The sequence below is a fragment of the Mesorhizobium sp. M0317 genome (assembly GCF_040321555.1).
Lineage (GTDB): Bacteria > Pseudomonadota > Alphaproteobacteria > Rhizobiales > Rhizobiaceae > Mesorhizobium.
In genome coordinates this window covers 71,130-96,620 of sequence record NZ_JAMYRV010000005.1, presented here as the reverse complement: position 1 = coordinate 96,620, position 25,491 = coordinate 71,130, and the positions used below count along the sequence as shown (strand labels likewise).

Here is a 25,491-nt window from a genome sequence, read left to right as displayed (position 1 = left end):
CCTATGCTGTCGGCCGGGGACCGGGGCGGTAAACCGGAGAGTAAACGGCATGCCTATCAAGCCAAAACTGCAGCTCGACCAATACAGCCTGGTCACCACCAGGCTGATGAAGAAACATGTTGCGACCTCCGAAGAGGCAGCTGACTCCGACGAGTTGAGGGACAGCACGGCCCAGCTCGCCCTGATACTGGACCTTGCTCATCAAGCCTTTGCGCGAAACAAACCGGCCGCCCCCGTCGTCCATCGTTTGGCGGGGCGACTCCACAAGCTCCGCCGGCAGGTTGCTACCGCGGTTTGGCAGAAACTCGTTCCTTTGGCTCAGCAGCATCGGGTCGCGGAATATTTGCTCCAGGACCCGTTCACGCGGTGGTCGGTCGAAAAACCGCGCGGGTATTCGGGCGATGCAGGCCTGCTGGATATTTACTACAAGCATCCGATCGCCGACGAGATCGTGGCCTCGTCGACCTTACTTGGTCGGCAAATCTATGCGTACACCAGTGAAGCTGCCAGTTCGGTGGCGGGGCGCGAGCGGCGGGATATTCTGGCCAGGACCGTGGACGAGACGGCCAGCAGTGTGGAAAAGGCTGAGGTGCTGGCGATTGCCTGCGGCCACCTCAGGGAAGCCGAACGCTCCGACGCGTTGGCCAGGCATAAACTGCAGCGTTGGATCGGCCTGGATCAGGACCCCGTCAGCGTAGCCACGGTGAACCACGACTTTGCCGGCACGGCAGTCGAGGCAGTCCAGGGTTCCGTACGCGGCATCCTGCGCCGCGCCTACGCCCTTGGCACATTCGATCTCGTCTACGCATCGGGGCTTTACGATTACCTGCCGCGTGCCATCGGCGTCCGCCTGCTTCAAAGAGCCATGGAACTCGTCAAGCCCGGTGGCGAATTCCTGTTTGCCAATTTCAGCGACGAGATAACGACGGATGGTTACATGGAGACTTTCATGGATTGGCCGCTCATCCTACGTTCGGCCGACGATATGTGGGACATCATCAATGCCGCCCTCGGCGGGAGTCCTTTCGACGCGAAAGTCTACTATGGCTCGAACCGGAATATCGTTTACGGCAAGGTGAGGAAGGGCGATTTCTAACTAGGCGCGGGAATCGCGCGCGCATCCCCGTAACAAGGTAGGTCTGCCATGACGAGGCCATGCCTTCGCCGGCTTTCCGGCGACGGGCGAGCAGGTCGTCCCGGCGGCGGGCGGCCTCTACGCCGTGTTCGTTGTGCTTGCCGCCATACACATGTGGCGGCGGTTCCAGCAGCACGACGGTGCTGCCCGCTCGGCGGGCTGCGTCTGGCCGTGTTGCTGGCACTGCCGCTGATCGCCAGGCTGTCGGTCGTGCAATGCAACGCGACTGGCCGGCCTGATCAGGCCTCGAAATAGCGGGCACGATCGAGATCGGCGATGAGCCCCGGCCCGGTCGGCTGCCATCCCAGCGCAGTGCGGGTCTGCTCACTTGACGCCGACAAGTCCCTGCCGATGAAATGCCCGAGAAAGCCGAAATGCGCAGCCGCGTCCTCAGGGCCTATGGAAACGACCGGCAGGCCGAGCCGGCGGCCGATGATCTCGGCGATCTCTTTGCTCGCCACGCCCTGTTCGGCAACCGCATGATAGCTGACGCCGCCCGCCCCCTTCTCCAGCGCCAGCCTGTACAGGGTGGCGGCGTCGAACCGGTGCACCGCCGCCCAGCGATTTGCGCCGTCGCCGACATAGGCCGAGACGCCCTTTTCACGCGCAATGGCAATCAGCATCGGCACGAAACCGTGATCGCCCTCGCCATGGACGGTCGGCGCCAGCCGCACCGTCGATGCGCGCACCCCGCGCGCTGCGAGCGCCACGGCCGTTGCTTCCGAAGCGCGCGGCATGGAGAGCGATGGAGGCGCAGGTTTGTCGTCTTCGGTTGCCGGCCTTCCCTGAGCAAAACCGGCGAGTCCGGAGGTGACAAGCAGCGGCCGCTCGGAACCCTCGAGCGCCGCGCCGAGCGTTTCGATGGCGCGCTGGTCAACTGCGCAACTGGCGGCGAATCTCGAAAAGTCGTGGTTGAAGGCCGTGTGGATGACGCCATCCGATTGGGCAGCGCCGCTGCGCAGGCTCTCGAAATCCTCGATATCGCCGCGATGCGCCTCGGCGCCCGCGGCCACGATCGACTCCGCACCTGCTTCCGACCGCGCGAGGCCAAGCACCTGATGGCCCGCCCCGAGCAATTCCCGCACAACAGCCGAACCGACAAAACCGGTAGCCCCGGTAACGAACACACGCATGATCATTTCTCCTTGGTTTTCGGCGAAGGCCGTACAGGCAGCCCGTTGCCGAAGGAGATAGAAGGTTGCGATCATACGATCTATACTGTAAAATCCGAGATATCTTCGCAATCGTCCGAGAACGCTCATGGATCCGCTGTCAGACGTGCTGTCGCTACTGAAGCCGCGCAATTACCTGTCGGCTGGGCTGGAAACCGGTGGCGACTGGGCGATCCAGTTTCCTGACCAGCAGGCCGCCATCAAATGCGGCGCCGTGGTGTCCGGCCGATGCTGGCTGTCGGTCGAGGGCGTCCCTGACGCGGTGCGGCTGGACGTGGGCGACTGTTTCCTGTTGCCGCGCGGCCGCCCTTTCCGGCTTGCCAGCGATCTCGGCCTGACGACGGTCGATGCCCGAACGATCTTTTCACCGGCACGCACCGGCGGCATCACTGTCCATAATGGCGGCGGCGATTTCCTCCTCGTCAGCAGTCGCTTCACGCTGTCCGGCGACCATGCCGGCATCCTGTTGCGGATGCTGCCGCCCATCGTCCACATCCGCGCCGAGAGCGACCATTCGGCGCTGCGCTGGCCGGTGGAGCGGATGATGCAGGAATTGCGCCAGCGGCGTCCCGGCGGCTTTCTCATCGTCGAGCACCTCGCCCACATGATCCTGATCGAGGCCTTGCGCCTGCATATGACGGCGCAAGGCAATGTCGGCTGGCTGTTCGCGCTGACCGACAGGCAGATCGGCGCGGCGATCGGCGCCATGCACGAGGACCCGGCGCATGGCTGGACATTGCAGCAACTGGCGGGGCGCGCCGGCATGTCGCGATCGACTTTTGCGCTCAGATTCAAGCAGACGGTCGGGGCCTCACCCCTGGATTATCTGACGCGCTGGCGCATGATGCTGGCCGGCGACAGGCTGATGCATTCCGGCGATCCGGTTTCCGTCATCGCGCTGGCGCTCGGCTACGAATCCGAAAGCGCATTCAGCACGGCATTCAAGCGCGTCATGGGCTGTTCGCCGCGCCAATACAGCCGCCGGGAGCCGGACCTGACTGCGCAGGCCGAACGCGATGCCGCCTGAGGCGGCGATCCGATCGCCTTGATTACCTTGCCCTTAGAGGCTGTAGCGCGAACGAAACTCGGTGAACGACATCGCCAGATGGTTCTCGTCCATGCCCTGCTCCCATAGCCAGACGGGCGCCGAAAATTCGGCGCGCCCCGTTCGTTTCATGCAAGCTGTAAACGTCGCCCGAAGCTCAGCGAACGCAATACGAATGGCGGTCTATTGCCTTCGCTGAATTCGGGCATATTAGCTGTATCTACGGCCGCCTCTGTGAAACCCTTCACCAGAACTGTCTAGGAGGCGCTTCGTGTCTTCCCACAAACGGACGGCCACTGGCCGCCCGTTTCGTTTCCAGCGACAGGATCAATAGCTGTCGACGTCGATGACGGCCTGGGCGAAAGCCTGCGGCGCTTCCTGCGGCAGATTGTGGCCGATGCCGCCCGCGATCGTCCGATGCTCATATTTGCCCGAGAACTTGTTGCGATAGGCCTTTGGGTTAAGGTGCGGCGCGCCATTGGCGTCGCCCTCCAGCGTGATTGTCGGCACGCCAATGATGGGGCCAGCGGCAAGCCGGTTTTCGAGCTCATTATATTGCGGATCGCCCGCCGCCAGCCCGCCGCGCCAGCGGTAATTGTGAATGACGATGGCGACATGGTCAGGATTGTCGAAGGCCGCGGCGCTGCGGTCGAAAGTGGTGTCGTCAAAATTCCATTTCGGTGACGCCGTCTGCCAGATCAGCTTGGCGAAATCATGCCGGTATTTGTCGTAGCCGGCCGCGCCGCGCTCGGTGGCGAAATAGAACTGGTACCACCAGTCATGCTCGGCGCTCGGCGGCAGCGGCACCTTGCCGGTCTTGATGTTGCTGACGAGATAGCCGCTCACCGAGACCAGCGCCTTTGCACGCTCCGGCCACAGCGCCGCAATGATGCAGGCGCAACGCGCGCCCCAGTCGAAACCGGCAAGGATAGCCTTGGGGATACCGAGCACATCCATCAGGGCTACAATGTCCTGGGCGACCACCGATTGCTGGCCGTTTCGCATCGTTTCAGCTGACAGGAAGCGCGTCGTGCCATAGCCGCGAAGATAGGGCACGATCACCCGGTAGCCCGCCGACGCCAGCAGCGGCGCGACTTCGACAAAGGCGTAGATATCATAGGGCCAGCCATGCAGGAGAATGACCGGCGACCCATCGGCCGGACCAGCCTCGGCATAGCCGATATCGAGGACGCCGGCCTTGATCTGCTTCAGCGCGGCGAAGGTCGTATTCGCCCCCGGCGTGGGCAGGGTCGCCGCCTTTGCCGTACTGGCCAGTGCGCCGGCCGAGCCGGCCAGGCCGGCGGCGGCGAGGGTTAGGGCCGCCGTACCGAAGAAGCGGCGGCGGTCGTGGTTGATTTCGTCGGTCATGGTTTCTCCTACTGATTTGATACCGGCTGGAAAGGATGGCCCCGGTGTATCTCGCATGTGTTCCCATGCGCCGAAATTGAAAGCTGAAGTAGCAATCCGGCACCCGGACACACTGAGATACATTTCCAGCCGATCAGCACACATTCGGGATACGTCGTGCGCCTCTTATGCGGATATCGCGGGCCTCCTGGCCTTCGACGCAACGCTATCCTCCCTCAAGGAAATGATCCCCATGACCACGATCGAAAAAGTTCTCTACACCGGCAAGACCCACACCACGGGCGGCCGCGACGGTGCATCCCGCAGCTCGGACGGCCACCTCGACATCAAGCTTTCACCGCCCGGTACCGGCGCCGGCACCAATCCGGAGCAGCTGTTTGCCGCCGGCTGGTCGGCCTGCTTCATCGGCGCCATGGGCCTGGCGGCACGCAAGATGAATGTCGCCTTGCCGTCCGATGTCGCCGTCGATGCCGAAGTCGACCTCGCGACATCGGAGGGTGGCTATCTGCTCCAGGCTCGTCTCAATGTCAGCCTTCCCGGTGTGGATCGGGAGACTGCCCGCGCTGTGGTGGAAGGGGCGCATCAGACTTGCCCCTACTCCAAGGCCACGCGTGGTAATATCGGCGTCACCATCGAGCTGGTCTAGCCAACTGGCAAAAACAACGGCATCGCAGCCGGCAGCTTATCGCGTCTCGCGGATACACTGCCGGCGGCGCTTGATGCACTTTCCCCAGGGAAAATGTACAGGTGACATCAGGCGAAGAAGACAGGAAGCATCCACGATGGATCATGTCGATCACATCCTGATCGTCGATGACGATCGCGAAATCCGCGAGCTGGTCTCGGGCTACCTCAAGAAGAACGGCCTGCGCGCCACCGCCGTGCCGGACGGCCGGCAGATGCGCGCCTTCCTCGATACTGATTCCGTCGACCTCATCATCCTCGATGTGATGATGCCCGGCGATGACGGCCTCGTTCTGTGCCGGCAATTGCGCGCCGGCAAGCACAAGGCAACGCCTATCCTGATGCTGACCGCCCGCAACGACGAAACAGACCGGATCATCGGCCTGGAGCTGGGCGCGGATGACTATCTGGTGAAACCTTTCGCCGCGCGCGAGCTTCTGGCCCGCATCAACGCGGTGCTGCGGCGAACCCGCATGCTGCCGCCAAATCTCCAGGTGACGGAGACCGGGCGTCTGCTGAAATTCGGTGCGTGGCGTCTCGACACGGTGGCACGTCACCTTCTCGACGAGGATGGCACCGCGATCGCACTCAGCGGCGCCGAATACCGGCTGCTCTGCGTCTTCGTCGACCATCCGCAGCGTGTCCTGAACCGCGACCAGCTGCTCAACCTGACGCAGGGGCGCGAAGCGGAGATCTTCGACCGCTCCATCGACCTGCTGGTCAGCCGCCTGCGCCAGCGCCTGCGCGACGATGCGCGCGAACCGGCCTACATCAAGACGGTTCGCAGCCAAGGCTATGTGCTGTCGATGCCTGTCGAAATCAGCGAGCCGGGTTGAGCCAGATGGCGACATTGCAGCGCTTCCGGCCCTGGCCGCGCACATTGCGCTCCCGGCTGTTCCTGATCCTGCTCGCCGGCCTGATCGTGGCGCAGGGTCTTTCCTTTGTGCTCCTGATCGCAGAGCGCTTCGCCTCGGCCCAGACGATCATGACCGATACGCTGGACAGGGATGTGAAGGCTGCGATCGCCATCCTCGACCGCGTTCCCGCGGCGGAACGGGCGCAATGGCTGCCGCTGCTCGACCGGAACACCTATCGCTATGTGTTGGGACCGGGAGTGCCGGGCGTGCCCGAGCTGACCGGCAGAGGCCCGTTGATAGGCGCGACCATAAGCGCTGCAGCCGGCCCGCGTTTCCTAGTGAGGGTCGAGGCCATTCCCGCTGACGGAAACCGTCTTCAGGCGCATTTGACGCTAAGCGATGGCGCACCGCTGACCATCGATGTCCACCCCTCGCTGATGCCGCTGGCGCGATGGCTGCCCTATGTGCTGGTGGCGCAGCTGCTTTTGCTCGTGCTGTGCAGCTGGTTCGCCGTCCGTCTGGTCATCCGTCCGCTGGTCGATCTGGCCAACGCCGCCGACACACTCGATCCGGGTAAGCCCACGCCGCGCTTGAGCGAATCAGGGCCTCTGGAAGTCGCGCATGCGGCGACCGCCTTCAATTCGATGCGCGAGCGCATTGCCGAGCACCTCGAAGAGCGCATGCAGATCCTTGCCGCGATCTCCCATGATCTGCAGACGCCGATCACGCGCATGAAGCTGCGCGCCGAACTGTCGGACGAGACGCCGGGGAAAGAGAAGCTGATGCACGATCTGGCCGAGATCGAGAACCTCGTGCATGAGGGCGTGGCCTATGCCCGCAGTGCCCGCGGCAGCCTCGAAAAGCCGTCGCGGATCGACCTCGGCTCCTTCGTCGAAAGCCTGGTGTACGACTACCAGGACACCGGCAAGGCCGTGTCGGCCGGTGCGGAAATCGATGCCGCGGTGGTGACGCGCCCGCAAGCGCTGCGGCGCATCCTCACCAACCTCGTCGACAATGCGCTGAAGTTTGCCGGCAAGGCGGAAGTCCTGGCGGCAAAAGGGCTTGGAGACCACGTCGTCATAAGTGTGCTCGATCGCGGCCCCGGCATTCCGCAAGACCAGCTCGAAGCGGTCCTGCAACCGTTCTTCCGCCTCGAGCAATCGCGAAACCGGGGCAGCGGAGGCGCCGGATTAGGCCTGGCAATCGCCTATCAATTGTCGCTTGCTATCGAAGGCAGGCTGGAGCTGAAAAACCGAAGCGGCGGCGGATTGATCGCCGAAATCCATTTGCCAGATCGGATGCAGGCGAGCCGCAACGCGTAGTCACCCGCCAGCTTGATGTTCGGCAATGGCGCTCAGAAAAACCTTGCCGAACTCCTTGAGCTTGGCCGCACCTACGCCGTTGACCCCGGCGAAATCGTCGAGGTCTTGCGGACGACGCTCGGCCATGTCGATCAGTGTACGATCCGAAAACACCACATAGGCTGGCACTTGGCGTTCCTTGGCCAGCCGCAGCCGCACCGTCTTGAGCGCCGCGAGCAGCGACGCATCGACATTTTCGCTCTGGGGGCTCTGCCCGGCACGAGCCGCGCGGCGCGCGGCGCGCGTGCGCATCTCGACCCGATACTGGAACGGCACCTCGCCCCGGCCGAGTGCGTGGCCCTTGTCCGCGATGGCCAACCCGCCATGGCCGGCCGGGTCCGGCATCAGGAAACCGTTCGCGACCAGCTGGCGAATCATAGATTGCCAAAAATCCTTCTTGTGCGGGGCGCCATTGCCGAAGGCTGCCAGCCTGTGATGCCCCCTTGCCGCGATCTTTTCAGTCTCGTGGCCGATCAGGATGTCGATGACATGGCCGGCGCCGAAGCGCTCGCCGCTCTGCGCCACCGCCGCCAGGATGAGGCGCGCCTCGGCGGTGCCGTCGGCGCGCGGCGCCTGTTCCAGGCAATTGTCGCAATTGCCGCAAGGGACCGCCTCTTCACCGAAATAACCGAGCAGCACCTGGCGGCGGCACTCGGCCGTCTCGCAATAGCCGATCAGCGTCTCGAGCCGGCCATGCGAACGGCGCTTGTGCTCGACAGCGGCGTCCTCGTCGTCGATGAACATGCGGCGCATGCGGATGTCGCCGAGCCCGTAAAGCATATGCGCCTCCGCCGCCCGCCCGTCACGACCGGCGCGGCCGATTTCCTGGTAATAGGCTTCGAGGCTGCCCGGCAGGTCGGTGTGGAAGACATAGGCGACGTCGGGTTTGTCGATGCCCATGCCGAAGGCGATGGTCGCCACCATGACGACGCCCGACAGCGTCATGAAGGCGTTTTGATTCGCATCGCGCGCCTCCTTGCTCATCCCGGCGTGATAGGCGAGCGCGGTCACGCCGTTCTTTTCGAGAAACGCCGCCATCTCTTCGGTCTTCTTGCGCGACAGGCAATAGACGATGCCGCTGCGCCCCTGATGGCGCCCGATGAAATTGAACAACTGCCGCTTGCTGTCCTGCTTGGGCTCGATGGCAAGCTTGATGTTGGGCCGGTCGAAGCCAAGCACCTGCGTTTCGACACGCCCGCCAAACAGCCGTCTCTCGATGTCTGCCCGCGTCGTCTCGTCCGCCGTCGCCGTCACCGCAATGATCGGTACGTCGGGAAAGATGCCACGCAGCTGCGACAGGTCTTCATATTCGCGCCGGAACGCCGGCCCCCACTGCGAAATGCAATGCGCCTCGTCGATGGCGATCAGGCTGACATCGAGCCTGGCAAGCGCATCCAGCATCCGCTCGGTCATCAGCCGTTCCGGCGCGAGGTAGAGCAGCCGCGTCTGCCCGGACGCAACGCGGCGCCATGCCGCGACATTGGCGTCACGGTCGATCGAGGAGTTGATCGTATCGGCGGCGACGCCGGCAAGGCGCAGTGCGGCAACCTGGTCCTGCATCAGCGCCACCAGCGGTGAAACGACGATGGTCAGCCCGCCCTTGACCAGCGCCGGGACCTGATAGCAGAGCGACTTGCCGGCACCCGTCGGCATGACGGCCAGCACATGACGGCCGGCAAGCAGCGCCTCCATCACCGCGGCCTGTCCGGGACGGAAATCGTCGAAGCCGAACACGTCCTTGAGGACGCGCCGTTTGGGATCGTGCGTCGGCACGCTCGTCGTCGATATCTGCATCACTGATGTTTCGATCGGCCGCCCGAAGCAGCGGCGGGACAGAACGATTAGCGCAGCCCCTGCGTGACCACAACAAGCAGCAGCAACACCCCACCGGCGATCGACCTGGTTGGCATCGTTAAACCTATCTTCACCATGTTGCGGCACCGTCCAACCCTGCGGCGATGTTTCGAGTACCGCTGCGCCACGAGCGCACAGGCAACAGCCCGCGCCTCCCCAGTAGGCGCGGGTTTCCTGTTTCTGGAATTGCCGAAAAAGGTTCAGGCCAGGAAATCGGCGCGGTGCGGGGTAAAGCTGTCGACCAGGCGCCCGGCCTCCAGCGCCTTGACGCCGTGCACCAGATTGGACGGCACGATGAAGCTGCCGCCGGTCTCGATTGTTTCGATGCGGCCGTCGATGGTCACCTCAAAGCGGCCTTCGGCGACATAGCTGGCCTGGACATGCGGGTGCGAATGCAGTGCGCCGACGCCCCCCTTGTCGAAGCCGAACTCGACCATCATCAGCTCATCGGTGGAGACGAGAACGCGGCGTCTGTTGCCGTCCGGCGTCGGCGTCCACGCGCTCTCGCCGGGTTGGGCAAAAATCTTATGCTCGATCATGACTGTTTCCTCATCGCGCCAGCCAGCCGCCATCCACCGGGATCACGGCGCCGTGCATATAGTCGGATGCGGGGGCCAGCAGGAAGACAGCGGCGTCGCCTATGTCTTCCGGTCCGCCCCAGCGCCGGGCCGGGATGCGCGCCAATATAGCCGCACTCCGGTCGGGATCGGCGCGCAGAGCCTCGGTGTTGTTGGTTTCGATATAGCCGGGAGCAATGGCGTTGACGTTGATGTCCTTGGCCGCCCATTCGCAGGCGAGCAGCCGGGTCACGCCGAGCGCGCCATGTTTCGACGCGGTATAGGACGCGACGCGGATGCCGCCCTGGAAACTCAGCACCGAGGCGATGTTGACGATCTTGCCGCGCCGCCTCGGGTCGGTCAGCACGCGCCTGGCAAAACCCTGGCTGAGAAAGAACAGCGTCTTCAGATTGACGTCGATGACGTCGTCCCAGTCGGCCTCGGAGAAATCGACCGCATCGGCGCGGCGGATGATGCCGGCATTGTTGACCAGCCCGTCGATCGGGCCGGTCTTCTCCCACACCTGGTCGAGCATGGCCTTGGCGGCAACATGATCGGCGAGATCGCATCGCACCGCCTCGAACTGGCCACCGGCTTCCGTGACTTGTCTTTCCGTGTCGTCCATCGCCGAGCGGCCGACACCTATGACGGTGCCGCCGGCGCGCGCGATCGAGACGGCGATGCCTTGGCCGATGCCGGTGTTCGCGCCGGTGACCAGGATACGCTTGCCGGCCAGGCTGAAGGAGGAAGGGCCGCTCAACGCAATTCACCCAGCGGCACCGGGTCGACATCGGTGTAGTCGACATTGTCGCCGGCCATCGCCCAGATGAAGGCATAGTTCGAGGTGCCGACCCCGGAATGGATAGACCAACCCGGCGACAGCACCGCCTCCTCGTTGGCCATCACCAGATGCCGCGTTTCGTCCGGCTCGCCCATGAAATGGAAGACGCGCGCCGTCTCCGGCAGGTCGAAATAGAGATAGGCCTCCATGCGCCGGTCATGCACATGGCAAGGCATGGTGTTCCACACCGAGCCCGGCGCCAGTTGGGTCATACCGACCACCAGTTGGCAGGTCTTGACGCCATCGGCATGGATGAACTGGAAGATGGAGCGTTCGTTGCAGGTTTCCTTGCTGCCGAGATCGAGGCGCTTGGCATCGCCAATGCGGATCAGCCGGTTGGGATGGGTGTGATGCGCAGGCGCGCCGAGCAGATAGAATTTGGCCAGTGCGCCCTCATCGGCCGATGCGAACGAAACGTCGGTGCTGCCCATGCCGAGATAGAGCATGTCGCGCGCCTGCAACTGGTGGGTCTCGCCATTTGCCGTCACCGAGCCGGCGCCGCCGATATTGACGATGATCAGCTCGCGGCGGTCGAGAAAATTCTTGGTGCCCGTCGGCTTGATCGCTTCCAGCGGCAGCGGCGCTGCCGCCGGCACGGCGCCGCCGACGATCATGCGGTCATAGTGGGTGTAGGTCAGGCTGACGCGTCCCGGCTGGAACAGGTCGTCAATATGGAAGTTGTGACGCAGTTCGTCGGTGCCCATGGAAGCAGCGGCGACCGGGTCGATGGCGAAACGCGAGGTGAAATCGGTATGCGGGTGACTTTGAGTCATTGCTGCTCCAGCTGAATGAATGGCTATTTGGTTGCCGACGCCTTGACCGAGTCGGCGTAGTAGACCTGGCGGGCGTGCAGCCGCTCGCGGTAGCGCTCTTGGCTGGCGGTGAGATGGGTGCGCATCGCCTCGCGCGCGGCTTCGGCGTCGCCTGACGTGATCGCATTCAGGATCACCAGATGCTCGCGCTGCAGCCCGCGCTGATAGCTGTCGGATTGCACAAGTTCCGTCGACCAGGGCGAGGTCACGTCGCAAGGAATGGCGCGGCGGCCCAGCACATCGAGCATCTCGACATAGAACGGGTTGTTGGTGGCGCTGGCGATCGCACGGTGGAACGCGAGATCGGCCGGGCCGGTCGGCTCGCTGTTGAGCAGCAGCCGTTCGAACTCGAAGAAGGCTTCCTGGATCGCCGCTTCCTGCGCGGCGTTGCGGCGAATGGCGGCGAGCCCGGCCGATTCGATTTCGACGGCCAGGCGCACTTCGAGCACATTGAGCGCGATGGAATCCTTGCTGCCCATGTCGGCGGCGAGCGCGCCGAACATCGTTGAGATGTGCTCGGTGACGAACACGCCTGCGCCCTGGCGCGCCTCGACCAGCCCGTCGGCGGCGAGCTTGGCCAGCGCTTCGCGGATGACGGTGCGGCTGACGCCGAAGGTCTCGGTCAGTTGTCCTTCGGTCGGCAATTTGTAGCCGGGCAGGATCTCGCCCGCCTGCAGCTGCTTGCGGATCGCTGCGACGACGGTCTCCGACAGTTTGGGTTTTCTCTCGACCCTGAGATCAACAGCGCTATCCGATGCCATATCGCACCCCTGTTTGAAGACGTCTATTTGAAGACGCCCTATTTGAACACGCTCGGCAACCAGAGCGAAATCGCCGGAATATAGGTGACCAGCCCCAGGACCACGATGCCCGCGCCATAGAACGGCCAGATCGAGCGCATCGCTTCCCAGACCGTAATCTTGCCGACGGCACAGGCGACGAACTGCACCGTGCCGACCGGTGGCGTGTTGAGCCCAATGCCGAGATTGAGGATGGTGATGACGCCGAAATGCACGGGGTCGACGCCGTAATGGGTGACCAGCGGCAGGAAGATCGGCGTGCAGATGATGATCATCGGCCCCATGTCCATGAAGGTACCGAGCAGCAGCATCAGGACGTTGAGCAGAAGCAGCACCACCAGCGGATCGGTGGAGATGGCGTTCATGCCTGCGATCAGCAGCACCGGCACTTTTAGATAGGCCATCAGCCAGCTGAACGAGGCCGCCGTGCCGATGATCAGCAGCACCATCGAGGTCGTGCGCACCGCGCCCTTTGTGGCATGGACGAAATCGCCCCAGGCCATCGACCGGTAGACGAAGACGGTGACCAGCAAAGCGTAGATGATGGCGATGCAGGAGCTTTCCGTCGCCGTGAAAATGCCCGAGCGAACGCCGCCGAAGATGATCCCGATGAGCAGAAGTCCGGGGATGGCGATGACCGCCAGCTGGCCGACACGCGAGAAGCCGGGAAAAGCCTCGACCGGGTAGCCGCGGCTGCGGGCGACGAAATAGGCGGTGACCATCAGCGAAGCGGCGAACAGCAGACCAGGCAGGATACCGGCGGTGAACAGGTCGGCGATCGAAATCTTGCCGCCGCCGGCGATCGAATAGATGATCATGTTCTGCGACGGCGGCAGAAGCAGCGCGATCAGCGCCGCCATCGAGGTGACGTTGACGGCATAGTCGGCGCCGTAGCCGCGCGCTTTCATCTGCGGGATCATCAGCCCGCCGACGGCAGCGGCTTCCGCCACAGCCGAGCCGGAAATGCCGCCGAACAACGTCGCGGCGATGATGTTGACCTGACCGAGCCCACCGCGGACATGACCGACCAGCGAGCCGGCAAAGGAAACGATGCGCTGCGCGATGCCGCCGCGCACCATCAGATCGCCCGCAAAGATGAAGAACGGGATCGCCATCAGCGAGAACGCCGACATGCCCGACTTCAATTGCTGGAACACCACCAGGGGCGGCAGGCCGAGATAAAGCACGGTGGCGAAGGACGCCGCACCCAGGCAAAAGGCGATCGGCGTGCCGGCAAACATCAAAAGCGTGAAGACGCCGAACAGGATCCAGAGTTCCATCTAGGCCTCCTGCACGGCCGGCATTTCCGGAACTTCTTCGAGATTGATATCCTTGTCGATGTCGGCGCCGGACCAGCGCAGCACGATGCGTTCGGCCGAGAACAGGCAGATCAGAAAGCCGCCGGCAACCAGCGGCAGATAGTCAAAACCGCCGGGAAGCTCGAGCGCCGGGATGATGGTCCGCCAGGTCAGCCCGACCAGCTTGCAGCCGTACCAGACCATGCCGAAGCCGAAGCCCAACGCGATCAGGTCGGACAGGGTGCGCAGCGCCCATTTGCTGCCCTTGGGCAGGATATAGAGCAGCACGTCGAAGCCCATATGGTAATTCTCGCGCACGCCGACGGCAGCGCCCAGGAAAATGAACCAGTTCATCAGCATGATGGCGGTGACTTCGGTCCAGCTCGGTGACGCGTTGAGCACGAAGCGGGAAAACACCTGGTAGGCAACAAGCGCAGTCATGGCGACCATCCCGATGCCCGCGAGATAGAGCGCACCGTCGCAAATCTTCGAAAGCACCGCACTGAAGCGCGGTGGCGCTCCGCTCCTGGCCGTTCCCGCAGTCATCCGATCCTCCCGGTCTTTCCGTCGCCTAAAAGCGATTGGCGGGGGGGCGCCATGCCGCCCCGCCAGAAAATCACTTGGTCGCCTGGATGCGCGTCGCGAGCTCCTTGAGCTCCGGCGTCTTCAGATACTTGTCGTAGACCGGCTTCATCGCATCGATCAGCGGCTGCTTGTCGATCTCGCTGACCTTGACGCCGGCCTTCTCGACGATCTCTCGCGACTTCTTCTCCTGCGCGTCCCACAATTCGCGCATCTTGACGACGCTATCCTTGGCCGCCTGCTTGACGATCGCCTGGTCTTCCGGCGTCAGTCTGTCCCAGCTCGATTTCGACATCACCAGCACTTCCGGCACGATCTGGTGCTGGTCGACGGTATAGTGCTTGGCGACTTCGTAGTGCTTGGCGGATTCGAAGCTGGGCCAGTTGTTCTCGGCGCCGTCGATGACACCGGTTTCGAGCGCCGAATAGACCTCGCCATACGCCATCGGCGTGGCATTTGCGCCAAGCGCGTTGACCATATCGACGAACACGTCGGACTGGATGACGCGGAACTTCATGCCTTTCAGATCGGCGATCGAGGTGATGTCCTTCTTGGTGTTGTAGAAGGAACGGGCGCCGGAATCGTAGAAGGCAAGGCCGACCAGATCATGCGTCTCGAAGGCCTTGAGGATCTCGTCGCCGATCGGCCCGTCCATGACATGGCGCATGTGCTCGACCGAACGGAACATGTAGGGCAGCGACGGCACCGCGGTTTCCGGCACGATGCCGTTGAACGGACCCATCGAGACGCGGTTCAGATCGATGACACCGGTCTGCGTCTGCTCGATCGTGTCCTTTTCCTCGCCGAGCTGCGCCGAATGATAGACCTCGACCGAATAGCGGCCGGCGGTGCGCTCCTTGATGAGCTCGCCGAGATATTTGACCGCCTCGACAGTCGGATACCCGTCCGGATGGGTGTCGGCCGAGCGCAGTACGGTCTGGGCGCCGGCAACGCCGATCATCAGCGAGCCGAAGGCGAATGTGGCTGCCACCAGTTTTGAAAAATGCAACATGACTGTCTTCCTCCCTTTTAAAATTCCACGCGCCCGGCTCACAGCCGGTACGCCTTCTTGGCAAGCGTGTAGGCAAGCTCCCGCGCCAGCTCATGCGCCTCGTCCTCACGCAGCCGGTGCTCGGCGACGAGACGGGCGAGAAAGGCGCAGTCAACCCGGCGCGCCACATCGTGACGGGCGGGTATGGATGGAAAGGCACGGGTGTCATCGTTGAAGCCGACGGTGTTGTAGAAGCCGGCGGTCTCGGTGGTCATCTCGCGGAACCGGCGCATGCCTTCCGGACTGTCGTGGAACCACCAGGCCGGCCCGAGCTTCAACGCCGGATAGACGCCGGCCAGCGGCGCCAGTTCGCGCGCGTAGCTGGTCTCGTCGAGCGTGAACAGAATGATGGAGAGGTCGCGCTCCAGCCCGACGCAGTCGAGCAAGGGTTTGAGCGCCGCGGCATAGTCGGTGCGGGTCGGAATATCGAAGCCTTTGTCGCGGCCGAATTTTTGGAAAACACCAGGCGAGTGGTTGCGCCATGAGCCGGGATGGATCTGCATGACCAGCCCGTCGTCGCGGCTCATCTTGGCCATTTCGGTCAGCATCTGGGCGCGAAACAGTTTGCGCTCGCGCTCGTCGTCCGAGCCGCGGCGGATGCGGTTGAACAGCTCTTCCGCCGCCGCATCGGAAAGATTGGCGGCCTCGGCCGTCGGATGGCCGTGATCCGACGAGGTTGCGCCGAAACTTTTGAAGAAGGCGCGGCGCTGGCGATGCGCGTCGAGATAGCCGGCCCATGTGCCGGTGTCGCAGCCGGCGATCTCGCCCAGGCGATCGAGATTGGCAGAAAATCCTTCGAAGTCGGGATCGACGACGGCATCCGGCCTGTAGGCAGTGACGACGCGGCCCTGCCAGCCGCTGTCGCGGATCGTCTTGTGCCATTGGAGATCGTCGAGTGCGCCCTCGGTCGTCGCGATGACCTCGATGTTGAAGCGTTCGAACAGCGCGCGTGGACGATAATCGTCGCGCTGCAAAAGCGCCGCGATGGTGTCGTAATGGCGGCTAGCGGTGTCGGCGTTGAGCGGCTCTTCGATGCCGAACAGATGCTCGAGCACATGGTCGAGCCACAACCGCGTCGGCGTGCCGCGGAAGAGGTAATAGTGCTCGGCGAAGCGCCGCCAGATCGCCCTGGGATCGGTCTCGACCGGCGAGCCGTCGAGGGTCGGGACGCCGAGATCTTCCAGCCGCACGCCCTGGCTGAACAGCATGCGGACAATGTAGTGGTCGGGCACCACCAGCAATTGCGCCGGATCGGGGAATGGCTCGTTGAGCGCATACCAACGCGGATCGGTGTGGCCGTGCGGGCTGATGATCGGCAGGTCCTTGATGCCGGCATGGAGATCGCGCGCGATCGACAGCGCGCGCCCTTCGGCGGCAAAAAGCAGATCCGGATCGGTCAGTCCCGCCACGTCGTTCCTCCCAGGGGCGATATCGGTAGGATTGGAAAGAAATAATGTCAACATACAAAAACTGGATTGTTGTATGATGACTTTTAACCGGCGTCAGGTCATTGTGCGGCGGAAGAGCGGATGTTACGCCGCTAGCAGATCCCGCCCCGCACACCATCCAGCGACAAGCCGCGCCATGACCAGCAGACGCCTTTCCAACGCAACAGTGCAATCCTTGCCGACCTCGGTCGCGGTCCCCCCCTATGATCGCGCCAGTGTCGCCCCAGGCATCGTCCATCTCGGCGTTGGAGCCTTCCACCGTGCCCATCAGGCCGCCTATGTCGATGACTGCCTAGCGGCCGGCGAGACCGGCTGGGGCATTGTCGGCGTCTCGCTGCGCAGCCCCGACACGCGCGATGCGCTGACGCCACAGGACGGGCTCTACACGCTGGCGGTGCGCGGCAGCGATGGCGAAGCGCTGCACATTATCGGCTCGATCCAGTCGATGCTGGTCGCGCCGGAAGACCCCGGCGCGGTGCTGGCCGCGCTGACCGACCCGCGCACCCGCATCGTCACCCTGACCATCACCGAAAAGGCCTATCTCAGGGCCGCCGACGGCAGCCTCGACGAAAACCATCCCGATATCGTCCACGACCTGGGCAATCCCGGATCTCCCAGGACAGCGCATGGATTCCTGGCGGAAGCGCTGGTGCGACGCCGGGCCGCCGGCACGCCGCCCTTCACCGTGCTTTGCTGCGACAACCTGCCGGCCAATGGCGCCACGCTGCACCGGCTGCTGGTCGGGTTTGCAAAACTGCGCGATGCCGGCGCTGCTGCTTCAGGCGACGCTGCCCTCGCCGGTCATATAGCCGATGACGTTGCATTCCCATCGAGCATGGTCGACCGCATCGTGCCGGCAACCACCGATGCCGACCGGGCGCGCATCGCGGTCGAACTCGGCCTCGAGGACGCCTGGCCGGTGATGACCGAACCGTTCCGGCAATGGGTGATCGAAAACAGGTTTCCAGCCGGCCGCCCGGCCTGGGAGAAATTCGGCGTCACCATGGTCGAGGATGTCCGGCCGTTCGAGGACATGAAGCTTCGGCTGCTCAACGGCGCCCATTCGGGCATCGCCTATATCGGCCTGCTCAGCGGCCACGTCACCGTCGACCGCGCCTTCGCGGATCCCGCGATCCGCGCGTTCGTCGACCGGCTCTGGGCCGAGGCCATCCCGACATTGCCTGGGGATGCCGGGCTCGACACGTCAGCCTATACGGCCGAACTTGCCGAACGTTTCTCCAACACCGCGCTGGTCCACCGCACCGCGCAGATCGCCAATGACGGCAGCCAGAAATTGCCGCAGCGCATTGTCGCTACCGCCATCGAGTGCATCCAGGCCGGCCTGGTCCCGGAGCATCTGACGCTGGTGATCGCCGCCTGGATCGCCGCCTGCGAGGCGCGCGGCAAGGACCTGCCGGAAGCCCACTTTACCGATCCGCTCGACGCGGCACTGGCGGCGCTCGGAGCGCAGCCGACGCTGGAACGGGTGGTGACGGTGTTTGACCTCGCCGGCTTCGCCAGCGGCAGCCCCGACCGCCAGACGCTGATCGAACTGGTTGCCGCTCATCGCGAGCATATCCTGCAAGGCGGGGTGGCGCTCGCGCTCGCGGCACTGGGTATACCGGGAAAGACCAGGTGACCTGACGTCGCCCGGATACAAAAAGCCGGGCTTAAGCCCGGCCTGTTTCATACCTTTGCCCGACCATGACCCCTCGGATCACGTCCAGTCATTCTGCGGCTTACGCCGGCAGCAGCGCGCCTTCGAGCGTGGTAAGCTGGCTAAGGAACTGCTCCGCCTTGCTGCGGCTCTGGTCGTCCTTGGCGTCGGCGGCGTCTTCCTTGGCTTCCTGGATGCGGCGGGCGAGATCGGCGCGGTCGATATCGCCGACGGCGACCGCCGATTCGGCGAGCAGCGTGCAGCCGGCAGGGACGATGTCGGCAAAGCCGCCGAACACCACATAGCGCTCTTCCTTGCCGCCGGCGGTCTTCAGCGTGACGACGCCCGGCTTGATCGTGGTCATGACTGGCGCATGATGCGCCATGACTGTCATTTCACCTTCGGCGCCTGGAATGACGACGGACTCGACCTGCTCGGAAACCAGGAGGCGCTCCGGCGAGACCAGTTCGAACTTGAAAGCTTCAGCCATGTCAATTTAGTGAGTAGGGAATAGTGAGTAGGGAGTAGGGAGAGGACAGCTGTCCTGATCACCCGGCCGCTATTCACTACTGACTACTGACTACTCCCTATTGCCTTGATTACGCTGCTTCAGCCGCCAGGCGCTGAGCCTTCTCGACCGCTTCGTCGATGCCGCCGACCATGTAGAAGGCGGCTTCCGGCAGGTGATCGTAGTCGCCGTTGCAGAGGCCCTTGAAGCCCTTGATTGTGTCGGCGAGGTCGACCAGCTTGCCCGGCGCACCCGTAAACACTTCGGCGACGAAGAACGGCTGCGACAGGAAGCGCTCGATCTTGCGGGCGCGGGCCACCGTCTGCTTGTCCTCTTCCGACAGCTCATCCATGCCAAGGATGGCGATAATGTCCTGCAGCGACTTATAGCGCTGGAGGATCGACTGCACCTGGCGGGCGACGGCATAGTGCTCCTCGCCGACGACCAGCGGATCGAGCATGCGCGAGGTCGAGTCGAGCGGATCGACGGCGGGGTAGATGCCCTTTTCCGAGATCGCGCGGTTGAGCACGGTCGTCGCGTCCAGGTGGGCGAACGAGGTCGCAGGCGCCGGGTCGGTCAAATCGTCGGCCGGCACGTAGATCGCCTGCACCGAAGTGATCGAACCCTTGGTCGTTGTGGTGATGCGTTCCTGCAGCGCACCCATGTCGGTGGCCAGCGTTGGCTGGTAACCCACGGCCGAAGGAATACGGCCGAGCAGCGCCGACACTTCAGAACCGGCCTGCGTGAAGCGGAAGATGTTGTCGACGAAGAACAGCACGTCCTGGCCCTGGTCGCGGAAATATTCGGCGACCGTCAGGCCGGTCAGGCCGACGCGGGCACGCGCGCCCGGCGGCTCGTTCATCTGGCCATAGACCAGTGCCGCCTTGGAGCCTTCGCCGCCGCCCTTCTTGTTGACGCCGGACTCGATGAACTCGTGATAAAGATCGTTGCCCTCGCGGGTGCGCTCGCCGACGCCGGCGAACACTGAGAAGCCGCCATGCGCCTTGGCGACGTTGTTGATCAGCTCCTGGATCAGAACCGTCTTGCCGACGCCGGCGCCGCCGAACAGGCCGATCTTGCCTCCGCGGGCGTAGGGCGCCAGAAGGTCGAGCACCTTGATGCCGGTGATCAGGATCTGCGCTTCCGTCGACTGTTCGACATAGGTAGGCGCCGGCTGGTGGATGGCGCGCATCTCGATGCCGTCGACCGGGCCTTCTTCGTCGACCGGCTCGCCGATGACGTTGATGATGCGGCCGAGCATGCCCGGGCCGACCGGAACGGTGATCGGCGCGCCGGTGTCATAGACGTCCTGGCCGCGAACCAGGCCTTCGGTGGAATCCATGGCGATGCAGCGCACGGTGTTTTCGCCCAGATGCTGGGCAACTTCGAGCACCAGGCGGTTGCCGACATTGGAGGTTTCGATGGCGTTCAAAATGGCCGGCAGATGATCACCGAACTGCACGTCGACGACGGCGCCGATGACCTGGCGAACCTTGCCGATGGCGCCGGTCTTCTTGACGGCAACGCTCGTCGTCTTCACTGCCGGAGCCGCGGCCTTGGCGGGCGCGGCCGCCTTCTTGGCCGGAGCGGCCTTCGCCGCTGCTGCCGGAGCCTTTGCGGCCGCCTTGGGGGCCGTCTTCGCGGGGGTCGCTGCTTTCGCCATCGTCTTTACCCTTCTCGTCCTTTGTTTCTCACGCTCCATCAGAAGGTCGATGACCTCCTGGCGGTCGCGCCTAGAGCGCTTCGGCGCCCGAAATGATTTCGATCAGTTCCTTGGTGATCTGCGCCTGCCGCTGGCGGTTATAGGTGATCGACAGTTTGTTGATCATGTCGCCGGCATTGCGCGTTGCATTGTCCATGGCGCTCATTTTGGCGCCCATCTCGCCGGCTGCGTTTTCGAGCAGCGCGCGGAAGACCTGGACCGAGATGTTGCGCGGAATGAGGTCGGTGAGGATCTCGCCCGGCTCCGGCTCGTATTCGTAGACGGCATTGCCACCGGCGGCCGCTTCGGCGGGAGCGGAAGCCACGCCGGCAGGAATGATCTGCTGCGCGGTCGGAATCTGGCTGATCACCGACTTGAACTGCGAATAAAACAGCGTGCAGATATCGAAGCCGCCTTCGCCGAACAGATGGATGATCTTACGGGCGATGGCATCGGCATTGACGAAGCCGAGCTTCTTGACATCGCGCAGGTCGACGCGGTCGATAATGAGCGAGGCATAGTCTCGGCGCAGAATGTCGAAACCCTTCTTGCCGACGCAGATGATCTTGACCTGCTTGCCGTCGGCCAGAAGCCGGCGGATATGGTCGCGGGCCAGACGTGCGATCTGCGAGTTGAAGCCGCCGCACAGGCCGCGCTCGGCGGTGCAGACGACGAGCAGATGCACATCGTCCTTGCCGGTGCCGGTCATCAGCGCCGGGGCATCGCCGCCGCCGCCGATCGCCTGCGTGATATTGGCCAGCACCGCACCCATCCGCTCGGAATAGGGACGCGCCGCCTCCGCTGCTTCCTGCGCGCGGCGCAGCTTCGCCGCGGCGACCATCTGCATCGCCTTGGTGATCTTCTGCGTCGCCTTGACCGAGGCGATACGGTTACGAAGGTCTTTTAATGAAGGCATGCTTCAAACCTGATCCCGAGCGTCCGGCTTCTTCTCAAGCGAAGGTCTTGGCGAAGGCGTCGATCTCGGCCTTCAGCTTGGCGCGCAGATCGTCCGACAGCGCCTTTTCCTTGCGGATGCCGTCCAGCACGTCCTTGCCGGCCGAGCGCATATGGCTGAGCAGGCCGTGCTCGAACTTGCCGACCTGGTTCAGCGCCAGCTTGTCGAGATAGCCGCTGACGCCGGCGAAGATCACCGTGACCTGCTCCTCGACCTTGAGGGGCGAGAACTGCGGCTGCTTCAACAGTTCGGTCAGGCGCGAGCCGCGGTTGAGCAGGCGCTGCGTGGCGGCGTCGAGATCGGAGCCGAACTGCGCGAACGCAGCCATTTCGCGGTACTGCGCGAGCTCGCCCTTGATCGAGCCGGCGACCTGCTTCATCGCCTTGATTTGCGCCGACGAACCGACGCGCGACACCGACAGGCCGACGTTGACCGCCGGACGGATGCCCTGGAAGAACAGGTTGGTTTCGAGGAAGATCTGGCCGTCGGTGATCGAGATCACGTTGGTCGGGATGTAGGCCGACACGTCGTTGGCCTGCGTCTCGATGATCGGCAGCGCGGTCAGCGAACCGCCACCCAGATCGTCGTTGAGCTTGGCGGCGCGCTCGAGCAGGCGCGAATGCAGGTAGAACACGTCGCCCGGATAGGCTTCGCGACCCGGCGGGCGGCGCAGCAAGAGCGACATCTGGCGATAGGCGACGGCCTGCTTCGACAGATCGTCATAGCTGATCAGCGCATGCATGCCGTTGTCGCGGAAATATTCGCCCATGGTGGCGCCGGTGAACGGCGCCAGGAACTGCATCGGCGCCGGATCGGAAGCTGTGGCGGCGACGATGATCGAATATTCAAGGGCGCCGCGCTCTTCGAGAACCTTCACGAACTGCGCGACCGTCGAGCGCTTCTGCCCGATGGCGACGTAGACGCAGTAGAGCTTTTCCTTTTCCGGCCCGTTGTCGTGCACGGCCTTCTGGTTGAGCATCGTGTCGAGGATGATCGCGGTCTTGCCGGTCTGGCGATCGCCGATGACCAGCTCGCGCTGGCCGCGGCCAACGGGGATCAGCGCATCGATGGCCTTGAGGCCGGTCGACATCGGCTCGTTGACCGACTTGCGCGGGATGATGCCTGGCGCCTTGACGTCGACGCGCTTGCGTTCGGTCGCCTTGATCGGGCCCTTGCCGTCGATCGGATTGCCTAGCGCGTCGACGACGCGGCCGAGCAGGCCCATGCCGACAGGCGTATCGACGATGGCGCCGGTGCGCTTGACGATGTCGCCTTCCTTGATGTCGCGGTCGGCGCCGAAGATGACGACGCCGACATTGTCGGCTTCGAGGTTGAGCGCCATGCCGCGGATGCCGCCGGGGAACTCGACCATTTCGCCGGCCTGGACATTGTCGAGGCCGTAGACGCGAGCGATACCGTCACCGACGGACAGCACCTGGCCGACTTCGGAGACCTCGGCCTCCTTGCCGAAATTCTTGATCTGGTCTTTGAGAATTGCGGAAATTTCCGCGGCGCGGATGTCCATCAGCCGACCTCTTTCAGTGCAAGCTTGAGCGAATTGAGTTTGGTTTTGAGCGACGTATCGATCTGGCGCGAGCCCATCTTGACCACCAGCCCGCCGAGCAGCGACGGATCGACGGTAACAGTGATGGCCACGTCCTTGCCGGCGACGCTTTTCAGCGCGGCCTTGAGTTCCGTCTGCTGGGCAGCCGTCAGTTCATGCGCCGAAGTGACCTCGGCTGATGTCTCACCGCGCTGTTCGGCAGAGATCCGGCGAAATGCCTTGATCATGCCGGGCACCGCGAAGAGCCGGCGGTTGCGGGCGACGACGCGCAGGAAATTGCCGGTCAGGCCAGTGATGCCGGCCTTGTCGGCGATCGACGCGATTGCCTTGGCCTGGTCCTCGCTGGAGAACACCGGGCTGTTGATGAGGCGCGTCAGGTCGGCGCTGTCATCCAGCATCCTGGCGAAACTGTTGAGGTCGGCCTCGACCTTGGCCACCGAATTCGACTGCCGCGCAAGTTCGAACAGCGAACCCGCGTAGCGTTCTGCGACACCCGAGATTGGCGATGACGATTGAGCCACGGACCGTCTTTTCTCTTGTCTGAGGGGCCGCAGATTGTTGGCGCGAGCAAAAACTCTGGCTAAATCTTTGACCTTACTAAGTTTTTCCAAGCACGGAGGCGCGGCTTCCGCTATCCCCGGCCGAAAGTCGATTGCCGTCTAGCACAGGCATTTTAAGACCGCAATGCGTCGTCCCGCATGCTTTTCGGGCACTATTGTCGCATCCGGCCGCAGAGTTCAACCGAAGCCTTTGGATTGGCTGCCGATTCAGGGCAGAAAGCCGAAGACGAAGGCAAGCGGCAACGCGGCCAGGACGAGTTGGACGACGATCGACGCCCAGTTGAAAGGCGTGTTGGCGCCGTCCGACATAATCGACAGCAAACGGCCAAAAGCGGTGAACAGCCAGGAAAAGCCGAGTGCCATATAGAGCCACGGCTGCGCCAACAGAATGCAGCACAGGCTGACGCCGAGATAGAAGCCCGACATGCGGCCGCGCCCTTCCGCGATTGCCGCTGCCCTTTCGGGCCGGACCTGCAGCCGCAGAATCCGAAATGCCAGCCCTGGCGCGAGGAAAAACAGCAGACCGAGCGCCAAGGTGACGACGGCGCTGGACCAAGCCAGCCATTCGCCCTGGCTGGTCGGCCACGGAAACGCGAATTCCATCTTGCTTTCATCCCCTCACAGCAATGCCGGATGCATTGAATGTCGCTGCAAAAAGAAGTCAAGCGCGCGGCAGTTTCGGCGCGCAATTCGTGAAGGAGCGGAAGGCTGTTTAGGCCGCGCACGCGTCCGGCCAGCATCGTGGCCAACCTGTATTGTCAGGCGACGCCTCCCTCCTATCTGCAGGACCGGTTTTGCACAGCCAAAGGCCCCGACACCGGTCGCCTTTATTTCCTGACCGGGCACCTCAATCTGGCCGGCACGGAAGCAGATCGATGGAAGCTGAAAGTGGCCGGCAGCGGCAATGTCGCCGTGGCTGCCCAGCCCTGATCCTTGTTTTGACCCTTCAGGGCAGCATGAATGCGACCGCCGCCTCGGCATGGATGCGCGTGGTGTCGAACACCGGAATGTCGAAATCGCGCTCGCCAATCAACATGGTGATCTCGGTGCAGCCCATGATGACGCCATCGATCTTCTCATCGCGCCGCAGACGGGCGACCTCGTCGATATAGGCCGCCTTCGATGCCGCGTTGACGATGCCCCGGCAAAGCTCGTCGTAGATTACCTGGTGCACCATGTCGCGCCCAGCCTGGTCCGGCACCACGGGCTGCAGCCCGTATTTCTCCGTCAGCCGGCCCTTGTAGAAATCCTGCTCCATGGTGAAGCGGGTCGCCAGCAGCGCCGGCCGCTTGACGCCGGCGCCCTTGACCGCGACGGCCGTGGCGTCGGCAATGTGGATAAGCGGGATCGACACCGCCGCCTGCACCCGGTCGGCGAGCTTGTGCATGGTGTTGGTGCAGATCAAAAGCCCCTCTGCGCCGCCCGCCTCCAGCTTGCGCGCCGCATCCGCCAGCAGCACGCCCGCACTGTCCCAGTCGCCATGATGCTGCCGGTCGGCGATTTCGGCGAAGTCGAAGGAATAGAGCAACAGCTTTGCCGAATGCAGCCCGCTCAGCCGCTCGCGCACGATCTCGTTGAGCAGGCGATAATAGATCGCCGTCGATTCCCAGCTCATGCCGCCGATGAGGCCAAGGGTTTTCATGCGCTGAGCCTCCAGCAGGACCGAACGATCTCTCTCAC

25 protein-coding genes are annotated in these 25,491 nt (G+C 63.6%); 7 read left to right on the top strand and 18 right to left on the bottom strand.

The genetic code is table 11. The features are described from left to right. Positions 1-49 precede the first annotated feature (49 nt). The gene (locus tag NKI88_RS06795; RefSeq protein WP_352537819.1) at positions 50-1,096 is read left to right on the top strand and encodes a class I SAM-dependent methyltransferase; all 1,047 of its coding nucleotides are present in this window, start codon (positions 50-52) and stop codon (positions 1,094-1,096) included. Between the two features lie 278 nt (positions 1,097-1,374). On the opposite strand, the gene NKI88_RS06790 is transcribed toward NKI88_RS06795, so the two are convergent. After that, entirely contained in the window at positions 1,375-2,268 is an 894-nt protein-coding gene (locus NKI88_RS06790) for an SDR family oxidoreductase (RefSeq protein WP_352654329.1), read from the bottom strand. Between the two features lie 127 nt (positions 2,269-2,395). On the opposite strand from NKI88_RS06790, the gene NKI88_RS06785 reads away from it, so the two are divergent. Continuing rightward, on the top strand, positions 2,396-3,334 hold the full coding sequence (locus NKI88_RS06785) for an AraC family transcriptional regulator (RefSeq protein WP_352654327.1): 939 nt from the start codon (positions 2,396-2,398) through the stop codon (positions 3,332-3,334). 345 nt (positions 3,335-3,679) lie between these two features. Here NKI88_RS06785 and NKI88_RS06780 read toward each other — a convergent pair whose 3' ends face one another. Next, positions 3,680-4,720, bottom strand: a complete 1,041-nt coding sequence (locus NKI88_RS06780) for an alpha/beta fold hydrolase (protein ID WP_352654325.1) — start codon at positions 4,718-4,720, stop codon at positions 3,680-3,682. A gap of 232 nt (positions 4,721-4,952) precedes the next feature. On the opposite strand from NKI88_RS06780, the gene NKI88_RS06775 reads away from it, so the two are divergent. The 3 genes from NKI88_RS06775 (at position 4,953) to NKI88_RS06765 (ending at position 7,583) form a co-directional block, all read left to right on the top strand. Continuing rightward, entirely contained in the window at positions 4,953-5,366 is a 414-nt protein-coding gene (locus NKI88_RS06775) for an organic hydroperoxide resistance protein (protein WP_023715919.1), read from the top strand. Positions 5,367-5,502: 136 nt separating this feature from the next. Further along, positions 5,503-6,240 (top strand): response regulator, encoded by a 738-nt coding sequence (locus tag NKI88_RS06770; protein WP_352654323.1) that lies wholly within the window; start codon positions 5,503-5,505, stop codon positions 6,238-6,240. Beyond that, entirely contained in the window at positions 6,237-7,583 is a 1,347-nt protein-coding gene (locus tag NKI88_RS06765) for an ATP-binding protein (protein ID WP_502897941.1), read from the top strand. Before NKI88_RS06770 ends, NKI88_RS06765 begins: the two co-directional genes overlap by 4 nt. Here the strand turns inward: NKI88_RS06765 and recQ are convergent, their stop codons facing one another. The 9 genes from recQ to uxaC all read right to left on the bottom strand — a co-directional run bounded on the left by recQ (position 7,584) and on the right by uxaC (position 16,826). Beyond that, complete coding sequence (gene recQ / locus NKI88_RS06760; protein ID WP_352654392.1) at positions 7,584-9,416, bottom strand: DNA helicase RecQ; 1,833 nt, start codon at positions 9,414-9,416, stop codon at positions 7,584-7,586. Positions 9,417-9,676: 260 nt separating this feature from the next. Continuing rightward, positions 9,677-10,015 (bottom strand): cupin domain-containing protein, encoded by a 339-nt coding sequence (locus NKI88_RS06755; protein WP_352459913.1) that lies wholly within the window; start codon positions 10,013-10,015, stop codon positions 9,677-9,679. A gap of 10 nt (positions 10,016-10,025) precedes the next feature. Further along, positions 10,026-10,793, bottom strand: a complete 768-nt coding sequence (kduD, locus tag NKI88_RS06750) for a 2-dehydro-3-deoxy-D-gluconate 5-dehydrogenase KduD (RefSeq protein ID WP_352654319.1) — start codon at positions 10,791-10,793, stop codon at positions 10,026-10,028. Further along, positions 10,790-11,647, bottom strand: coding sequence for a 5-dehydro-4-deoxy-D-glucuronate isomerase (gene kduI, locus NKI88_RS06745; RefSeq protein ID WP_352654317.1), 858 nt, complete (start codon positions 11,645-11,647; stop codon positions 10,790-10,792). Before kduI ends, kduD begins: the two co-directional genes overlap by 4 nt. Positions 11,648-11,670: 23 nt before the next feature. Further along, positions 11,671-12,447 carry a FadR/GntR family transcriptional regulator gene (locus tag NKI88_RS06740; protein WP_352654315.1) on the bottom strand — a complete coding sequence of 259 codons (777 nt, stop codon included), beginning with the start codon at positions 12,445-12,447 and terminating at the stop codon, positions 11,671-11,673. Between the two features lie 38 nt (positions 12,448-12,485). Next, positions 12,486-13,766 carry a TRAP transporter large permease gene (locus NKI88_RS06735; protein ID WP_023684106.1) on the bottom strand — a complete coding sequence of 427 codons (1,281 nt, stop codon included), beginning with the start codon at positions 13,764-13,766 and terminating at the stop codon, positions 12,486-12,488. Further along, positions 13,767-14,330: a TRAP transporter small permease gene (locus tag NKI88_RS06730; protein ID WP_502899868.1), complete on the bottom strand. Its 564-nt coding sequence runs from the start codon at positions 14,328-14,330 to the stop codon at positions 13,767-13,769. A 70-nt stretch (positions 14,331-14,400) separates the two neighbouring features. Next, positions 14,401-15,378, bottom strand: a complete 978-nt coding sequence (locus NKI88_RS06725) for a TRAP transporter substrate-binding protein (protein WP_352654313.1) — start codon at positions 15,376-15,378, stop codon at positions 14,401-14,403. A gap of 38 nt (positions 15,379-15,416) precedes the next feature. Next, entirely contained in the window at positions 15,417-16,826 is a 1,410-nt protein-coding gene (uxaC, locus tag NKI88_RS06720) for a glucuronate isomerase (RefSeq protein ID WP_352654311.1), read from the bottom strand. A 175-nt stretch (positions 16,827-17,001) separates the two neighbouring features. Between uxaC and NKI88_RS06715 the strand changes: the two genes are divergently transcribed. Beyond that, entirely contained in the window at positions 17,002-18,504 is a 1,503-nt protein-coding gene (locus NKI88_RS06715; protein ID WP_352654309.1) for a mannitol dehydrogenase family protein, read from the top strand. A 100-nt stretch (positions 18,505-18,604) separates the two neighbouring features. Here NKI88_RS06715 and NKI88_RS06710 read toward each other — a convergent pair whose 3' ends face one another. From NKI88_RS06710 to NKI88_RS06685, 6 genes are all read right to left on the bottom strand, one after another. Beyond that, a complete protein-coding gene (locus tag NKI88_RS06710) occupies positions 18,605-19,012 on the bottom strand; it encodes a F0F1 ATP synthase subunit epsilon (protein WP_023668674.1) in 408 nt (135 codons plus the stop codon). A 109-nt stretch (positions 19,013-19,121) separates the two neighbouring features. Continuing rightward, positions 19,122-20,693 (bottom strand): F0F1 ATP synthase subunit beta, encoded by a 1,572-nt coding sequence (atpD, locus tag NKI88_RS06705; protein ID WP_023698224.1) that lies wholly within the window; start codon positions 20,691-20,693, stop codon positions 19,122-19,124. Between the two features lie 70 nt (positions 20,694-20,763). Further along, entirely contained in the window at positions 20,764-21,648 is an 885-nt protein-coding gene (locus tag NKI88_RS06700; protein WP_352654307.1) for a F0F1 ATP synthase subunit gamma, read from the bottom strand. A 34-nt stretch (positions 21,649-21,682) separates the two neighbouring features. Next, the gene (gene atpA / locus NKI88_RS06695; RefSeq protein WP_352654305.1) at positions 21,683-23,212 is read right to left on the bottom strand and encodes a F0F1 ATP synthase subunit alpha; all 1,530 of its coding nucleotides are present in this window, start codon (positions 23,210-23,212) and stop codon (positions 21,683-21,685) included. Next, on the bottom strand, positions 23,212-23,772 hold the full coding sequence (locus tag NKI88_RS06690) for a F0F1 ATP synthase subunit delta (RefSeq protein WP_023736849.1): 561 nt from the start codon (positions 23,770-23,772) through the stop codon (positions 23,212-23,214). The genes atpA and NKI88_RS06690 overlap by 1 nt, the downstream gene beginning before the upstream one ends. A 246-nt stretch (positions 23,773-24,018) precedes the next feature. Then, on the bottom strand, positions 24,019-24,414 hold the full coding sequence (locus NKI88_RS06685) for an AGROH133_08824 family phage infection protein (RefSeq protein WP_352654303.1): 396 nt from the start codon (positions 24,412-24,414) through the stop codon (positions 24,019-24,021). A gap of 138 nt (positions 24,415-24,552) precedes the next feature. Here NKI88_RS06685 and NKI88_RS06680 point away from each other — a divergent pair, with 138 nt between their 5' ends. Beyond that, on the top strand, positions 24,553-24,741 hold the full coding sequence (locus NKI88_RS06680; protein ID WP_023693181.1) for a hypothetical protein: 189 nt from the start codon (positions 24,553-24,555) through the stop codon (positions 24,739-24,741). A gap of 16 nt (positions 24,742-24,757) precedes the next feature. Here the strand turns inward: NKI88_RS06680 and NKI88_RS06675 are convergent, their stop codons facing one another. Next, positions 24,758-25,453, bottom strand: coding sequence for an aspartate/glutamate racemase family protein (locus NKI88_RS06675; protein WP_023684097.1), 696 nt, complete (start codon positions 25,451-25,453; stop codon positions 24,758-24,760). Positions 25,454-25,491: the final 38 nt, after the last annotated feature.

Coding starts and splice junctions, on each gene's coding strand:
- NKI88_RS06795 (WP_352537819.1), top strand. CDS start 50: ATGCCTATCAAGCCAAAACTGCAGCTCGACCAATACAGCCTGGTCACC.
- NKI88_RS06790 (WP_352654329.1), bottom strand. CDS start 2,268: ATGCGTGTGTTCGTTACCGGGGCTACCGGTTTTGTCGGTTCGGCTGTT.
- NKI88_RS06785 (WP_352654327.1), top strand. CDS start 2,396: ATGGATCCGCTGTCAGACGTGCTGTCGCTACTGAAGCCGCGCAATTAC.
- NKI88_RS06780 (WP_352654325.1), bottom strand. CDS start 4,720: ATGACCGACGAAATCAACCACGACCGCCGCCGCTTCTTCGGTACGGCG.
- NKI88_RS06775 (WP_023715919.1), top strand. CDS start 4,953: ATGACCACGATCGAAAAAGTTCTCTACACCGGCAAGACCCACACCACG.
- NKI88_RS06770 (WP_352654323.1), top strand. CDS start 5,503: ATGGATCATGTCGATCACATCCTGATCGTCGATGACGATCGCGAAATC.
- recQ (WP_352654392.1), bottom strand. CDS start 9,416: ATGCAGATATCGACGACGAGCGTGCCGACGCACGATCCCAAACGGCGC.
- NKI88_RS06755 (WP_352459913.1), bottom strand. CDS start 10,015: ATGATCGAGCATAAGATTTTTGCCCAACCCGGCGAGAGCGCGTGGACG.
- kduI (WP_352654317.1), bottom strand. CDS start 11,647: ATGACTCAAAGTCACCCGCATACCGATTTCACCTCGCGTTTCGCCATC.
- NKI88_RS06740 (WP_352654315.1), bottom strand. CDS start 12,447: ATGGCATCGGATAGCGCTGTTGATCTCAGGGTCGAGAGAAAACCCAAA.
- NKI88_RS06735 (WP_023684106.1), bottom strand. CDS start 13,766: ATGGAACTCTGGATCCTGTTCGGCGTCTTCACGCTTTTGATGTTTGCC.
- NKI88_RS06730 (WP_502899868.1), bottom strand. CDS start 14,330: ATGACTGCGGGAACGGCCAGGAGCGGAGCGCCACCGCGCTTCAGTGCG.
- NKI88_RS06725 (WP_352654313.1), bottom strand. CDS start 15,378: ATGTTGCATTTTTCAAAACTGGTGGCAGCCACATTCGCCTTCGGCTCG.
- NKI88_RS06715 (WP_352654309.1), top strand. CDS start 17,002: ATGACCAGCAGACGCCTTTCCAACGCAACAGTGCAATCCTTGCCGACC.
- NKI88_RS06710 (WP_023668674.1), bottom strand. CDS start 19,012: ATGGCTGAAGCTTTCAAGTTCGAACTGGTCTCGCCGGAGCGCCTCCTG.
- atpD (WP_023698224.1), bottom strand. CDS start 20,693: ATGGCGAAAGCAGCGACCCCCGCGAAGACGGCCCCCAAGGCGGCCGCA.
- NKI88_RS06700 (WP_352654307.1), bottom strand. CDS start 21,648: ATGCCTTCATTAAAAGACCTTCGTAACCGTATCGCCTCGGTCAAGGCG.
- atpA (WP_352654305.1), bottom strand. CDS start 23,212: ATGGACATCCGCGCCGCGGAAATTTCCGCAATTCTCAAAGACCAGATC.
- NKI88_RS06685 (WP_352654303.1), bottom strand. CDS start 24,414: ATGGAATTCGCGTTTCCGTGGCCGACCAGCCAGGGCGAATGGCTGGCT.
- NKI88_RS06675 (WP_023684097.1), bottom strand. CDS start 25,453: ATGAAAACCCTTGGCCTCATCGGCGGCATGAGCTGGGAATCGACGGCG.